The following is a 12,857-nucleotide window of genomic DNA, read 5'->3' as shown; positions in this document are numbered from 1 at the left end:
GGCCGGGCCGTGTCCATCGTCGAGGACATCGGCGCCCAGGTCCGCGCCGCCGCCGAGGACCTGCCGCTGGCACAGCTCGCCGCCGCGCTGGAGAAGCTCGGCCAGGCGCAGGAGCGGCTGCGCTGGGTACGCCAGGAGTCGGCCGACCCGATGGGGGTGCCGGAGCTGTCCTCGGCCACCGAGCACGCCGAGACCGCCGGCTACGCGCTGCGTGTGGCGCAGGAGCAGCTCACCGCGTACCTGGCCGCGATCGGGCTGGCCCCCGACGGCGCGCCGCCGGCCCCGCCGGGCGAGCGGCCGCCCAGGCACGACACGCCGCGCGGCGAGGCGCCGCCCGCGCCGGGCGCCGCGCCCGAGCCGGGCGAGCAACCCGCGGTACGGCGCTGGTGGGCGGTACGGGTGGCGGAGCTGACCGGCGGCCGGGAGGGATCGCCCGACGAGCCGGACGAGCGCGTCGGGGACTCCCGGGAGCTGCTGCGCCGGGTGGTCGCCGGGGTCCGCTCCGGTGACCGGGACCGGCTGCACCGCGACCTGCGCGGCGCGCACGCCGACGTGGGGCTGGGGCTGGCCGCGATCGCCCCGCCGCTGCTGCGCGAGCTGGCCGGTGAGCTGCTCGGCCACCCGCCCCGCGCGGACGACCTGCCCCGGCTGCGCGGCGCGCTGGAGTCCCGGGTCCGTGACCTGCTGCCCGGCCTGCCGCGGCCGGTGCTGGACACGCTGCTGACCCGGGTGTGCCGGATGCCCCCGCCGCGCCGCGACGACGACGCGGAGCAGCCGCACGCGGCCGACCCTGCGGTCACCGCCGGCGTGCTCACCGGGGTGCTGCTCGACCGGCTCGGCCGGGACCTGCCGAAGGACACCGACGAACGGGAGACGTCCCGTGGCTGACGTCCGCACGCAACTGGTGACGCGGGTCCGGGGGATGCTCTCCGAGGCCCTGGGCACCACCCGTACCCGGCTCGCCGCCGCCGAGGCGGAACTGACCGCGAGCCGGGAGCGGCTGGCGCGTACCCGCAAAGCCGCCGCCGCGGTGCCCGCCCGGGTGGGCGCGGCCCGCGACCGGCGCCTGGCCGAGATCGACGCCCGGCACACCGCCCGCCTCGCGGAGCTGGCCCGCCGGGCCGCCGCCGCGGCGCAGCGGGAGGCGCCGGGCGCGGCGTCCGCGCCCTGGGACCGCTGGCAGGCCACCCCCGCCGGCCGGTCCGAGCCACCGGGCGCGTTGCGGGTCGGCACGGTACGCCTCGACGGCGCCGAACCGGTGCCCGCGCTCGTGCCGCTGCTCGACGCCGGGCACGCGCACCTGGCCGGCGGCGACCGGGACGGCCTGGCGGCGGTGGTGCCCGCGCTGCTGCTGCGCTCGGTCGGCCGCGCCGACCCGGGCGCGGTGCGGCTGTACGGCTACGACCCGGAGCACCTGGGCGGCGGGCTGGCCGGGTTCGCCCCGCTCGGCACCGCCGGGCTGCTCACGTTCGTCGGACCGGGTGGCCTGGGCCGGCTGCTGGACGACCTGGTGGAGCAGATCCGCCGGATCAACGCCACGGTGCTGGCCGGTGAGTACGCCTCGCTGCGCGACCTGGCCGCCGCCACCGGACGCCGCCCGGAGCCGTGGCGGGTGGCGGTGCTGCTCGGCGGTGACGAGCTGTCCCGGCACGAGCGCGGCCAGCTCGACCGGGTGGTACGCACCGGCGCCGCGTGCGGCGTGCACCTGGTGGTCCGCGGCATCGAGCTGCCCGACGACCCGACCGTCACCCGGATCGTGGTCGAGCCGGACGACGCCCGGGTGGCCGGGCTGCCGGTGCGGCTCGACGCGCCGCCGCCACCCGCGCTGGTCACCGAGACCTGCCGCGCGGTTGCCTCCCGGGTCGCCGCCGGCCCTCCCCCGACGCCGTTCACCGACCTGCTCCCGCCGCCGGACGAGTACTGGCGGGAGGACTCGTCGCACGGGCTCAGCGCGCCGGTCGGCGAGGGCCCGCACGGGCGGCAGGTGCTGCTCACGCTCGGCGACTACCCGCCGCACGCGCTGATCGGCGGCCCGTCCGGCACCGGCAAGACCAATCTGATCTTCGCCTGGATCGGCGCGCTCGCCGCCCGCTACTCCCCCGCCGAGCTGGAGTTCTATCTGCTGGACTTCAAGGAGGGCGTGTCCTTCGCCCGGTTCGCGCAGGGTCGGCGCGACCCCAGCTGGCTGCCGCACATGCGGCTGGTCGGCATCAACGTCAACACCGACCGGGAGTTCGGCCTGGCGCTGCTGCGCTTCCTCGCCGAGGAGCTGCGCCGCCGCGCCGACGCGGCGAAGAAGCACGAGGTCACCAAGCTCGCCGAGCTGCGCGCGGTGGACCCGGACGGGCACTGGCCACGCATCGTGGCCGTGGTGGACGAGTTCCAGGCGCTGCTCGCCGGCCGGGACGTGGTCGCCCGGGAGGCCGCCGACCTGCTGGAGGACCTGGCCCGGCGGGGCCGGTCGCAGGGCATCCACCTGGTGCTCGCCTCGCAGGACGTACGCGGCATCGAGGCGCTGTGGGGGCGGCCCGCGCTGGTCGCCCAGTTCACGCTGCGGATCGCGCTGCCGAAGGCGCTGCGCATCCTGGCCGAGCGCAACGACGCGGCGCAGTCGCTGCCCCGCCACCACGCGGTCATCAACGCCGAGTCGGGCCTGGCCGAGGGGAACGAGGTGGCCCGCATCCCGTCGGCCAGCGACTGGGAGACGTGGAGCGAGCTCCAGCACCGGCTGTGGCGGATGCGCCCGCAGGACGCCGCGCCGGCCCGGCTGTTCGACGGCGACGCGATCCCGAAGCTGGCCGACGCGCCGGACTTCCGCGCGCTGACCGCGCCGGAGCAGGGCGTCCCGCGCAACCCGGTGGCGCTGCTCGGCGAGATCATCGACGTGCAGGCCCGCTCGGCGGCGCTGCGGCTGCCCCGCGCCCCGGGCCGCAACCTGGCGGTGCTGGGCACCCGGGTGGACGAGGCGTGCGCGGTGCTCGACGCCGCCGCCCGCTCGCTGGCCCGGCAGTACCCGCCCGGCGCGGCCCGCTTCTCCATCGCCTGCCTGGACCCGGACGCCGACCCGGCCGCCCGCGCGCTCTACGAGGACCTGGCCGGGGACGCCTCCTGGTACGACGAGGAGACGGTGCCGGAGCTGATGGCCGAGGCAGGTGACGGGCTGGGCGCGCCGGGCGCGCCGCGTACCCCGCACTTCCTGCTGCTGTACGCGGTGGACGCGGCCGCGGCGGCGCTCGCCGGCAAGGCCGGTACGCGCACCGGGCTGGAGCAGCTGCGCCGGATCCTGCACGACGGGCCGGAACGGCGTACGCACGTGCTGGCCTGGTGGCGGGGCGTGGCCCGGATGCGGGCCGACCTGGGCGGCGCGGGCGCGCGCACGGATCAGATCGGCGCCTGGGTGGCCCTCGACGTGCAGGGCGGTGAGCTGGGCTCCTCGCTGTATCCGGGCAGCGGAGGGCCGGACTGGTATCCCCGGCCGTGGCGCGGTCTCTACTTCGACCGGGCGGTGCACCGCACCGGACAGGTGATCATCCCTTATGGTCCGTCCCGATGAACGAACCGGTTACCAGTGAGACGTACAGCGCGCAGATCCGCCGGCTCGCCGAGCTGACCGCCCGGGTGGCCGCCCAGCGGGCCGAGGCGCACACCTGGTACGACCAGCAGGTGGCCGCCGCGGACCGGGCGGTCGCCGAGGCCGCCGAGCAGATGCGGCAGGCCGAGACGGAGGTGGCCGAGGCGTCCCGGATGGTCGAGCGGGTCGACGGCGAGGTCACTCACCTGTGGACGCAGTTGCGGGCCCGGCTCGGTGTGGGCGCCCGGCGGCTGGGTGACCCGCCCGGCCCGGTACGCGGGGCCGCCGGTGACCCGGTGCCGCTGCTGCGCGCGGTCCGGGACCTGCTGGAGCGCACCGGCGCCCCGGGCGAGCTGCCCGGCTCGGTGAATCCGCTGCTGATCGCCTGCGGCATCGGCGGGGCGCTGGTGGCGTACGCGCTGGGGGTGGCGGCGCGAGCGCTGGCGGCCGGCGCCAGCGGTGACCTGGCGGTGGGTCTGCCGGTGCTGGCGCTGGTGGTGACGCTGCTCGGCCCGGTGATCGGGCTGGCGCCCGCACGGCTGCTGGCCGACCGCCGCCACGCCGTGCTGACCCCACGCCCGATGATCCTGGTGGCCGTCTCCGGCCTGGCGACGACCCTGCTCCTGCTGACGGTGACCTACACCCGCTGACCGCCGCCCCTCACCCGCCGGCGATCATGAGGTTGGCGGCGCGACACGCCGTCGCGCCGCCGGTCAACCTCATGATCATCGGGTCAGGCGGGAACCAGGACTGCCTCCTTGAGCAGCCGGCGGGCCAGCACCAGGCGGTCGGCGTCGTCGTCGAGGCCGGGCAGGTCGCCGACCCTCGTCACCTCGCCGGTGAGCAGCGCGCGCAGCGCCGCCTCGCAGGTGCCGGGCAGGGTGAGCGTGCGGTCGGGCACGCGCAGCGTGACCCGTCCGTCGGCGGCCGGGGTGAGCTGCCAGCGCAGGCCGCCGCGCACCGCGACCTCGCTGTCCGCGCTCAGCCGGGCCAGCGCCTCGGCCTGGGCCAGCGGCCGGATCGGCGCCGGGCGGGCCGCCGGCCAGACCCGGGCACGCAGCCGGCCGGCCACCGCCGCCGGGTCGGCCCGCAGCAGCCAGTCGCGCAGCGCCTCGACGGTCTCGGTCAGCTCCGGCTCGATCGCGTCCGGGTCGGCCAGGTCCAGCCCGAACGGCAGGCTCGCGCGCAGCCGCGCGTCCTCGGCGGCCAGCGCGAGCAGTTCCTCGACCACCGCGTACCGGGTCAGCGCCCGGATGCCCACGGTCAGGTGCAGCGAGCTGAACTCCTGCGCCTGGGCGCTGTGCAGCCAGCCGCGCGGCAGGTAGAGCGCGTCGCCCGGAGAGAGCACCACGTCCAGCTCGGGGCGTCCTTCGGCGGTCGCGGAGACCTCGTCGGCCCGGCCGCCCCAGGGCTGGCGCTCCAGCGGGTCGGCCAGCACCGGCGGGTGGATGCGCCAGTGCTTGCGTCCGTCGACCTGGAGCACGAACACGTCGTGGGTGTCGTAGTGGGTGGCGAAGCCCTGGCTGCCGGCCGGGGTCAGGTAGGCGTTGACCTGCAACGGCTGGGCCAGCGCGGCGCCCAGGTCGCGGGCGAAGTCGACGATCGCCGGCCAGGTGCGGTGCAGGCCCTGCAACACCAGCGTCGCGCCGTCGGCGTAGAGCGCCAGCATCTTCTCGTCGAGGACCTGGTCGCCGATCTCGGCGCCCGCGCCGCCGCCGCCGGTGTACCGCGCCGCCGGCACGAGCCGGCCGTCCTTGGCCACCCGCAGGAACGGGGTACGCAGGCCGCGGCGGCTGAGCAGCTCGTCGGCGTCGGCGGGGCTGAGCAGGTCGGTGAAGCCGTCCGGGCTGGGCAGCTCCGCGGCGCGGGACAGCAGCGGGCTGCGCCCCCAGTGGTCGGCGGCGAACTTGGCCGGCTCCACCGCTACGCACCGGGCCAGCGCCTCGGCGGCGGAAAGCGGAACCGCCGGGCGGCCGTGGCCACCCGGCGGGTCGACGTGCGTGCTCATGTGTCAGGCGCTGCCGTCGGCGCCGCCGTCGTGCTGACCCGGCGTCGCGCCACCGTCGGCCGGGCCCTCCGCGCTGCCGTCGGCGCCACCGTCGTGCTGACCCGGAGTCGCGCCGCCGTCGGCGGGACCCTCGGCGCCGCCGTCCGCGCCACCGTCGTGCTGACCCGGAGTCGCGCCGCCGTCGGCCGGGCCCTCCGCGCCGCCGTCCGCGCCACCGTCGTGCTGACCCGGGGTGGCACCGCCGTCAGCGGGGCCCTCCAGGCCGCTGCCGCCGCTGCTCTGGATGTCGTCGTCGTTCAATGCCATGGGTGCTCCCTCGGTGTGCCGCCCCGCGTGGTGCCGGGGTCCGTGTGCAGCGGGTGGTACCCCACGCCCGATCTTCTCTAACCACACCGTAGACGCCCGGACACCGTCGTACGGACGGTTCGCGGGGCAAGCGTCCGGGACCGGCGGATGCCAGGATGACGGAAGGACGACGTGCGAGGAGGTCCACGTGACGCAGCCGGAGCCGCTCACCCCACTGGCCGAGGACTGGCAGCGGGCGCTCGCAGTGGTGGCGCACCCCGACGACCTGGAGTTCGGCGCCGCCGCCGCGGTGGCGCGCTGGACCGCCCAGGGCAAGGAGGTCGTCTACTGCCTGCTGACCAGCGGCGAGGCGGGCATCGACGGGATGACGCCGGAGCGCGCCCGGGTGGTACGCGAGGAGGAGCAGCGCGCCTCCGCCGCCGTGGTCGGGGTGTCAGTGGTCGAGTTCCTCGGCCTGCCCGACGGGCTGCTGGAGTACGGTGTGCCGCTGCGCCGCGCCATCGCCGCTGTGGTGCGCCGGCACCGGCCGGACGTGGTGCTGACGAACAACTTCCGGGAGACCTGGGACGGGGCGTACGCGCTGAACCAGGCCGACCACATCGCCTGCGGCCGGGCCACGCTGGACGCGGTCCGCGACGCCGGCAACCGGTGGATCTTCCCGGAGCAGCTCACCGACGGCACGCAGCCGTGGTCGCGGGTCCGCGAGGTGTGGGCGGCCGGGTCGCCGGCCGCCCGGCACGGGGTGGACGTGACCGACACGTTCGACAAGGGCGTGGCGTCGCTGCGGGCGCACGGGGCGTACCTGACCGGACTCGGCGACGGCGGTTTCGACGCCGAGGAGTTCCTGGAGGGCATGGCCCGGCCGGCCGGGAGCCGGCTCGGCGCGCGCTTCGGCGCGACGTTCGAGGTGTTCCAGATCAACCTCCAGTAGGGCGCGGCGACGGTCGGGACGCCGTCGGCCCGCCCCGCCGAGGGGGCGGGACGGACCGGTCCGGCGCCGGATCAGGGAATCATCTGACGCAGGTCACCCGGCATGGTGGACTTCACGTCCTCCCACTCGCCCTGGGTGACGTGCCGGCGCAACGTGTCCAGCACGACCTGCACCACCCGCTGCGCGCCGCCCTCGACGTCGTACGGGAAGCCCTGGCGCACCTCGTACAGGAAGTCGTCGCGGTTCAGCTTGATCGGCACGTTCTCCGGCTGCCAGCCGTCGAAGTAGACGCCCCGCACCAGCACCGGCAACTGCTGGGCGAACTCGACGCTCTCCTGCACCGGCATCCGGTCCCGCAGCAGGTGCAGCACCGTACGCAACGCGGCGTAGGACTGGTTGCGCTGCTCCTTGGGCCAGCCGTACGCGGACTCGATCTCCTTGAGGATCACGTTCGTCTTGTCCAGCGAGGACTCGAACGCGGACAACATCTGTTCGGCCATCGGGATCACCCCCGTGCGTCGGTCTCCCAGCGTCGGTCTTCGGCGCGGCGCGGCGGTCCGCTGGGCCCCCGCCACAGCCGGGTCGGACGGAACCAGCCGGGCCGTTCGGCCCGCCGAGGCGCCTCGGAGCTGCCGACCACGTGCAGTACGCCACCGCGGCGTCGATCCGCCACCACCCGTACCGTCATGACCCACCTCCTCGTCGCGGCGCCTCCGCCCGGCCCGGCGGAGCGCGTCCACAGTCATGCTGCGTCGCGGACGGGTGAGCCGGCCTCACCCGGAGCGGGTGAGGCCGGCTCAGGCGTCCAGCAGGCCGGCGAGGGTACGGGCGTTGCGCTGCGCGTAGTCGCGGTAGCAGTTGTTCATCAGGACGTGTGTCTGTTCGGCCTCGCCGGCCAGCTCGCGCAGTTTCGGCGCCCAGTCGCGCAGCTCCCGCTTGGAGTAGTCGTAGCCGAACTTCTCGTGGATGTCCTTGCTGGTCCACTTGTCGCTGTGCCCGTGGAAGCGGACCATCGCGAGGTCCGCGGTGGCGGCCAGCACCGGCGGGACGGACGACTTGTGTCCCTGCGGCATGTCCACGCAGACGAACGGCAGCGCGTGCTCACGCAGGAACCCGAGCGTCTCCTCGGCGTTGTCGCCGTCGAACCAGGAGGCGTGCCGGAACTCGAAGACCGGGCGCAACGGCGCGCACCGGCGGGCCACCTCCAGCAGGTACTGCTTGTTGTCCCGCTTGATGGTGAACCAGGGCGGGAACTGGAACAGCAGCGCGCCCAGCTTGCCCGCCTCGACGAGCGGGTCCAGGGCGGACAGGAACCGCGTCCACACCTCCTCGTACGCCTGCGCGGGCAGGTCGTCCGGGTAGACGTTGCGCTTGTCCGTGTCCGGGCGCAGGTCCTTGTAGAGCGCGGAGACGCGGGTGGGGTGGCCGGTCAGCAGGCTGAACGCCTTGACGTTGAACGTGAACCCGGCCGGGGTGCGTTCGGCCCACAGCCGGGCGGTGCGCTCGGCCGGCGGCGAGTAGTAGGTGGCGTCCACCTCGACCAGCGGGAACTGCCGGGCGTAGTAGGACAGCCGGCGCTCCGGCGTGTCGGCGCTGTCCGGATACCAGCCGGAGTCGAGCAGCGTCCGGTCGGTCCACGAGGCGGTGCCCACCTTGATCTCACCCATGGTGGGAGTTCATCGCGTCGGCGGACCGACCGGCAACCGCATCGGCGTCAGGCCGCCCGCCGCTCCCTGGTCTGCTTGCAGGCCACGCAGGAGGTGGCGGACGGGAAGATCTCCAGCCGCTCCACCGGGATCGGGGCGGTGCAGCCCTCGCAGAAGCCGTAGGTGCCCTCGTCCAGGCGGGTCAGCGCGTGCTCGAACTGCGCCCGCCGGTCCAGGATGGTGCGCAGCAGCGACTGCGCGGTGTCCCGCTCGGCGGTCTTGGTGCCGCTGTCGGCCTGGTCGTCGCCGGCGGTGTCGCCGACCTCGACCAGCCGCAGCACGTGGCTCTGCGCCAGCGTCTGCTCGTACTCGGCGGTCAGCTCGTCGTACCGCGACCGCAGGGACTGCCGGATCTGGTCGACCTCCGCCTGGGAGCGGCCGGTGGCTGTCGTGTCGTGGACGAGCATCGCTGCCTGCCTTCCTACGTCCTCATACCGGACCGGGGCGGCCAGCGCCCCGGACCCCGGTCCGACTGTGGATGCGCGGGCGACGAGATCACCCGTGCTCTGTGAGCCGGGCGATTACCCCCGCCCACGGCGGGCCAAACCGGCTGTTTCCTGAGTGTTTCCGGTGAGTCCGTAGCCGCTGGTCAGGCCGCCTCGACCAGCGCGGGGCGGCGCGGGTCGTCGGCCCGGACCACCACGTCGGCGAAGGACGCGGGGTCGACCTCGTCGGCGTAGCGGGCGAAGGCGGGCAGCGTCCAGCGCAGCGCCGGGTCGGTACGCCGGTCCAGCGCCGCCGGGGACAGCACGAGGTGGACCGTGACGTCGAACGGCAACGCGCCGCCGAGCAGCAGCGCGCCGCTGACCACTACCACCCCGCCGGGCGGCAGATCCACGTACGCGGCCCGGCTGGCCCGATCGGCGGCGGCGTCCCAGAGCGACGGCAGCAGCCGGCCTGAGCCGTCCGGGCCGGCCGGGTCGAGCACCTCGCGGCGCAGTCCGGGTTCGTCGAGCCAGCCCTCGTAGTACGCGTCGGGGTTGGTGCGGCCGTGCTCCAGGCGGACCGAGGCGGGGCGGAGGAAGTCGTCGGCGCGTACGTGCAGCACCGGCCGGCCGGCGGCGCGCAGCGGGGCGACGAGGGCTTCGGCGAGCGTGTCCGGTGCGGCGGCGGGCGGGCCGTCCACGGCGACCCGCAGCCGGCCGGGCGTCCCGGTGCGGGCGAGACGCCCGGCCAGCTCGGTGACGAGCCGGTCGGGGCTGATCGGGCGCACACGCATCGGACCATCGTGCCGCGCGGGCGGGCGGGTCACCACCTGATCCCTCCGGGCGGTCGGGGCTCCGTCCGGCGGCGATCGGCGCGTGGGTGCCCCGGGTCAGCCGGTGCGGTCGATGGTGACGCGGGCGTCGTCGGCGAGCCGGTAGCCGACGCCGTAGACGGTGGTGACCAGCGGGACGTCCACGCCGACCTTGCCGCGCAGCCGGCGGACGTGCACGTCGACGGTGCGGACGCCGGCGTGCTCGTACCCCCAGACCGCGTTCAGCAGTTGCAGGCGGGTGAACACCCGGCGGGGGTGGGCGACCAGGTGCAGCAGCAGGTCGAACTCCAGCCGGGTCAGCGGCAGCGGCTCGCCGTCGCGCAGCACCGACCGGGACGAGGCCAGGATGTGCAGGGTCGGGATGGTCGGGGCGAGCGGCCGGGACGGCGCGCGGCCGGCCGGGACGGCGTCGGGCCGGCGCTCGGCCGGAACCGCGGCGCTGACCACCGCGTCGCCGCGTTCGAGCATCTCGCGGGCGGCGTCGAGCAGCCGGCGCGCGGCCGGGGTGAGCGACTCCTCACAGGCCAGTGGGATGTTCAGGGTGACGGTGAGCATGGGCGCGGCGGTGTTGGCGGGACGACGCTGGCCGCCGGGGGGACGACCGGGGACCGCGGGTTGGGACGTATGCCATCCGGCGCGCGACGAGGCGGGGCTGACCGACATGGTCCTCCTTGGGCTGGTCCGGGTATCTCCCCACGGCCCGGGACGCCGCCTCATCGATGCTTCCCGGCGTCTCTGCGAGGGTCAAGAGGCGGCTGCGTTGCATGAATGTGACATTTGACGAACACATCGGAGCCGTGCGCTCGCTCTGCGTGCGAGGCCCGTTGATTACAGCAGAGCGTCGTTTCGGGCTGGTACGGGGGGTCTCCCCGGCGGTTCACAATGGCGGATGCGTCCTGAACGTGAACGCGGCGCACCCGGTTCTCCGGGTGCGCCGCGTGCGGGAAGGGCGGGTCAGGCGTCGCGGTCCACGGTGATCGCGGCGTCGTCGGCGAGGCGGTAGCCGACGCCGTAGACGGTGGTGACCAGCGGCGTGTCCGGCCCGAACTTGGCCCGCAGCCGGCGGACGTGGACGTCGACGGTGCGGGCCACGGCGTGCTCGTAGCCCCAGACGTTGGCGAGCAGTTGCAGCCGGGTGAACACCCGGCGCGGGTGCTCGGCGAGGAAGAGCAGCAGGTCGTACTCGATGCGGGTGAGCGTGATCTCGGTGTCGCCGAGCCGGACCCGGCGGGTGCCGGTGAGGATGCGCACGCCGCCGCCGGCCGGTGGCGGTGGCGCGGCGGCGGCGCGGCGCAGGTCGAGCACGGTACGGGCGGCCCGGTGCTCGTCCGGGCTCACCAGCGCCTCGCCGGAGGCGGCGAGCTCGTCCAGCAGCTCGGCCAGGCGGGCCAGGCCCGGCGTCAGTGGGCCGGCGCCCAGGTCGAGGGTGATGGTCACGGTCGGCGCGGTACGCGGCCGGGGCGGCACTGCCCGGTCGGGGCGGCCCGATCGGGCCGGACGGGTGGTGAGGGCGACGACGGACATGGGAGCCTCCTGTGCGGGCGGTCGCCCCGCCCCGCCGGTGCGGCGGGACGGTCAGCGGAGCGCCCCACCGGCGGTGACCGGGGGCGCGGCGGACGAGGGTCGGGTCGGCGGGGTGGGACCGAGCGTGGGCAGGCCGGCGATGTGCCAGGCGGCGAAGCCGCCGACGACGTCGGTGGCCCGGTGCAGGCCGATGTCCTGGAGCGCGGCGGCGGCCAGCGACGAGGTGTAGCCCTCCTGACAGAGCACGATCACCGGCACGTCGTAGTCGACCGCCTGTGGCAGCCGGGCCGCGCAGCGCGGGTCGAAGCGCCACTCCAGCACGTTGCGCTCGACGACGAGCGCGCCCGGCACGGTGCCCTGTGCGGCGCGCTGGGCGGCCGGGCGGATGTCCACCAGCAGCGCCCCGGCCCGGCACGCCAGGTGCGCCTGCTCCGGGTCGAGGCGGCACAGGCGGGCCCGGGCGGCGGCGAGGATCTCGTCGATGCCCCGCGAGCCCGGCGGCGGAGCCGGACAGCGCTCGGTTGCGGTGGTGGGGATCTGCGCCATCGTGGCGTCCTTCCGTTCGTCGGGGTTGCGGGGGTGGGTCACCAGGCCACGCCGGCCTCGGCCACCTCGGCGACCCGGAGCCGGCCGGCGACGAGGCGGTAGCGGGTCATCCGGGTCAGCGCCGGCCGGTAGACGTGCACGCTCACGGCGGGCTGGTCGCCGTGATTGGTGACCTGGTGCACGTGCCGTACGCCGAAGCGCCGCCCGGCGCCGGCGGCGAGCCGGTGCGGGCGCAGCCGCGCGCCGCTGACCGTCTCCTCGGTGAGCACGCCGGCCACGACCAGGAACGCGCCGGCGCTGCCGCCGTGGTCGTGCAGGCCGGTGCCCTGTCCGGGCAGCCAGCTCAGCGCCCACACCTCGTGCTCGTCGCCGGCGTCCAGGCGGGCGTACCACCGCTCGGACGCGTCGAAGCACAGCGGCACCGGCCAGCCGTCCGGGTCGGCCCAGCGGGCGGCGACGGCGAGCAGATCGGCGTAAGCGGTGCTGGTCATCGGCGGGACGTCCTCACGGTGCGGAGCGAATGTACCCGCACAGCTTAGACGGCAAAGCCTATCGGTTAAGTAGGTAATACCAGATGCTGGGACGCCGGCTCGCGGCTCAGCGCAGGACCGGCGGATCCACCTTGTAACCGGGCACCGACGGCCAGCGGACGGTGAGCACCGTGGACTCCCGCTCGGCGTACCAGGAGTGGTCCACGCCCCGGCCCCACACCACGTAGTCACCGGGCGCGCGCAACACCACCGTGCGGTCCGGCAGCTCGATCCGGAACGCGCCGCTGATCAGCACCAGCAGGGCGGTACGCCGCTCACCCGTGGCCCACCGGGACCGGCTCTCCCCCGCCGGGTGCACGCCCCACTTCACCTCGACGTCGGTGCTGTGCCGCACGTCCCCGGCCGGCTTGAAGTGGCCCAGCAGCCAGCCCGCGTCGGTCGCGCCGTCCACCGCCGCGTTGCCCACGTACACCCGATCGTCCATGCGCGCGCCTCCCGTGCCCGGCTGCGCAAGCT

Annotated in this window: 15 protein-coding genes; 4 read left to right on the top strand and 11 right to left on the bottom strand. The window is 75.6% G+C overall.

Annotated features, from left to right (window positions below; all coding sequences use genetic code 11):
• Positions 1-9: 9 nt before the first annotated feature.
• Genes PVK74_RS04755 through PVK74_RS04745 form a run of 3 tightly spaced genes read left to right on the top strand, consistent with a single transcriptional unit; the run spans position 10 to position 4,221 of the window.
• Complete coding sequence (locus tag PVK74_RS04755; protein WP_069089807.1) at positions 10-888, top strand: hypothetical protein; 879 nt, start codon at positions 10-12, stop codon at positions 886-888.
• Positions 881-3,553 (top strand): FtsK/SpoIIIE domain-containing protein, encoded by a 2,673-nt coding sequence (locus PVK74_RS04750; protein WP_187693561.1) that lies wholly within the window; start codon positions 881-883, stop codon positions 3,551-3,553. Before PVK74_RS04755 ends, PVK74_RS04750 begins: the two co-directional genes overlap by 8 nt.
• On the top strand, positions 3,550-4,221 hold the full coding sequence (locus PVK74_RS04745; RefSeq protein ID WP_187693560.1) for a hypothetical protein: 672 nt from the start codon (positions 3,550-3,552) through the stop codon (positions 4,219-4,221). Before PVK74_RS04750 ends, PVK74_RS04745 begins: the two co-directional genes overlap by 4 nt.
• Before the next feature lie 83 nt (positions 4,222-4,304).
• Here PVK74_RS04745 and PVK74_RS04740 read toward each other — a convergent pair whose 3' ends face one another.
• Together PVK74_RS04740 and PVK74_RS04735 are read right to left on the bottom strand one after the other, a co-directional pair.
• A complete protein-coding gene (locus PVK74_RS04740) occupies positions 4,305-5,579 on the bottom strand; it encodes a cupin domain-containing protein (protein ID WP_187693559.1) in 1,275 nt (424 codons plus the stop codon).
• Positions 5,580-5,582: 3 nt separating this feature from the next.
• A complete protein-coding gene (locus PVK74_RS04735) occupies positions 5,583-5,885 on the bottom strand; it encodes a hypothetical protein (protein ID WP_026268594.1) in 303 nt (100 codons plus the stop codon).
• Between the two features lie 187 nt (positions 5,886-6,072).
• Here PVK74_RS04735 and PVK74_RS04730 point away from each other — a divergent pair, with 187 nt between their 5' ends.
• Positions 6,073-6,816, top strand: coding sequence for a PIG-L deacetylase family protein (locus PVK74_RS04730; RefSeq protein WP_187693558.1), 744 nt, complete (start codon positions 6,073-6,075; stop codon positions 6,814-6,816).
• A 71-nt stretch (positions 6,817-6,887) separates the two neighbouring features.
• On the opposite strand, the gene PVK74_RS04725 is transcribed toward PVK74_RS04730, so the two are convergent.
• The 9 genes from PVK74_RS04725 to PVK74_RS04685 form a co-directional block, all read right to left on the bottom strand.
• Positions 6,888-7,316: a DUF2267 domain-containing protein gene (locus PVK74_RS04725; protein WP_187693557.1), complete on the bottom strand. Its 429-nt coding sequence runs from the start codon at positions 7,314-7,316 to the stop codon at positions 6,888-6,890.
• 297 nt (positions 7,317-7,613) lie between these two features.
• Complete coding sequence (locus PVK74_RS04720; protein ID WP_187693556.1) at positions 7,614-8,483, bottom strand: DUF72 domain-containing protein; 870 nt, start codon at positions 8,481-8,483, stop codon at positions 7,614-7,616.
• 47 nt (positions 8,484-8,530) lie between these two features.
• Complete coding sequence (locus tag PVK74_RS04715; RefSeq protein WP_043324464.1) at positions 8,531-8,929, bottom strand: TraR/DksA family transcriptional regulator; 399 nt, start codon at positions 8,927-8,929, stop codon at positions 8,531-8,533.
• Positions 8,930-9,111: 182 nt separating this feature from the next.
• Positions 9,112-9,741, bottom strand: coding sequence for a nucleoside/nucleotide kinase family protein (locus PVK74_RS04710; RefSeq protein WP_069089814.1), 630 nt, complete (start codon positions 9,739-9,741; stop codon positions 9,112-9,114).
• Positions 9,742-9,837: 96 nt separating this feature from the next.
• Entirely contained in the window at positions 9,838-10,443 is a 606-nt protein-coding gene (locus PVK74_RS04705; RefSeq protein WP_030504027.1) for a winged helix-turn-helix domain-containing protein, read from the bottom strand.
• A 291-nt stretch (positions 10,444-10,734) separates the two neighbouring features.
• Positions 10,735-11,304, bottom strand: a complete 570-nt coding sequence (locus PVK74_RS04700) for a winged helix-turn-helix domain-containing protein (protein WP_043324471.1) — start codon at positions 11,302-11,304, stop codon at positions 10,735-10,737.
• 51 nt (positions 11,305-11,355) lie between these two features.
• Positions 11,356-11,850 carry a rhodanese-like domain-containing protein gene (locus tag PVK74_RS04695; RefSeq protein WP_274478287.1) on the bottom strand — a complete coding sequence of 165 codons (495 nt, stop codon included), beginning with the start codon at positions 11,848-11,850 and terminating at the stop codon, positions 11,356-11,358.
• A gap of 38 nt (positions 11,851-11,888) precedes the next feature.
• Positions 11,889-12,341 carry a cysteine dioxygenase gene (locus tag PVK74_RS04690; protein WP_187694440.1) on the bottom strand — a complete coding sequence of 151 codons (453 nt, stop codon included), beginning with the start codon at positions 12,339-12,341 and terminating at the stop codon, positions 11,889-11,891.
• 106 nt (positions 12,342-12,447) lie between these two features.
• Positions 12,448-12,825, bottom strand: a complete 378-nt coding sequence (locus tag PVK74_RS04685) for a cupin domain-containing protein (protein WP_064446127.1) — start codon at positions 12,823-12,825, stop codon at positions 12,448-12,450.
• Between the last annotated feature and the right edge of the window lie 32 nt (positions 12,826-12,857).

The sequence above is a fragment of the Micromonospora chalcea genome (assembly GCF_028768405.1).
GTDB lineage: Bacteria > Actinomycetota > Actinomycetes > Mycobacteriales > Micromonosporaceae > Micromonospora > Micromonospora chalcea.
Note: the sequence above shows the minus strand (reverse complement) of the source record. Positions and strands in the feature narration are given on the sequence as shown.

Bases quoted from the DNA above. Each gene is read 5' to 3' on its own strand.
- PVK74_RS04745 (WP_187693560.1), top strand. From the start codon at position 3,550: ATGAACGAACCGGTTACCAGTGAGACGTACAGCGCGCAGATCCGCCGG.
- PVK74_RS04705 (WP_030504027.1), bottom strand. From the start codon at position 10,443: ATGTCGGTCAGCCCCGCCTCGTCGCGCGCCGGATGGCATACGTCCCAA.
- PVK74_RS04695 (WP_274478287.1), bottom strand. From the start codon at position 11,850: ATGGCGCAGATCCCCACCACCGCAACCGAGCGCTGTCCGGCTCCGCCG.
- PVK74_RS04715 (WP_043324464.1), bottom strand. From the start codon at position 8,929: ATGCTCGTCCACGACACGACAGCCACCGGCCGCTCCCAGGCGGAGGTC.
- PVK74_RS04710 (WP_069089814.1), bottom strand. From the start codon at position 9,741: ATGCGTGTGCGCCCGATCAGCCCCGACCGGCTCGTCACCGAGCTGGCC.
- PVK74_RS04690 (WP_187694440.1), bottom strand. From the start codon at position 12,341: ATGACCAGCACCGCTTACGCCGATCTGCTCGCCGTCGCCGCCCGCTGG.
- PVK74_RS04725 (WP_187693557.1), bottom strand. From the start codon at position 7,316: ATGGCCGAACAGATGTTGTCCGCGTTCGAGTCCTCGCTGGACAAGACG.
- PVK74_RS04735 (WP_026268594.1), bottom strand. From the start codon at position 5,885: ATGGCATTGAACGACGACGACATCCAGAGCAGCGGCGGCAGCGGCCTG.
- PVK74_RS04700 (WP_043324471.1), bottom strand. From the start codon at position 11,304: ATGTCCGTCGTCGCCCTCACCACCCGTCCGGCCCGATCGGGCCGCCCC.
- PVK74_RS04720 (WP_187693556.1), bottom strand. From the start codon at position 8,483: ATGGGTGAGATCAAGGTGGGCACCGCCTCGTGGACCGACCGGACGCTG.
- PVK74_RS04685 (WP_064446127.1), bottom strand. From the start codon at position 12,825: ATGGACGATCGGGTGTACGTGGGCAACGCGGCGGTGGACGGCGCGACC.
- PVK74_RS04740 (WP_187693559.1), bottom strand. From the start codon at position 5,579: ATGAGCACGCACGTCGACCCGCCGGGTGGCCACGGCCGCCCGGCGGTT.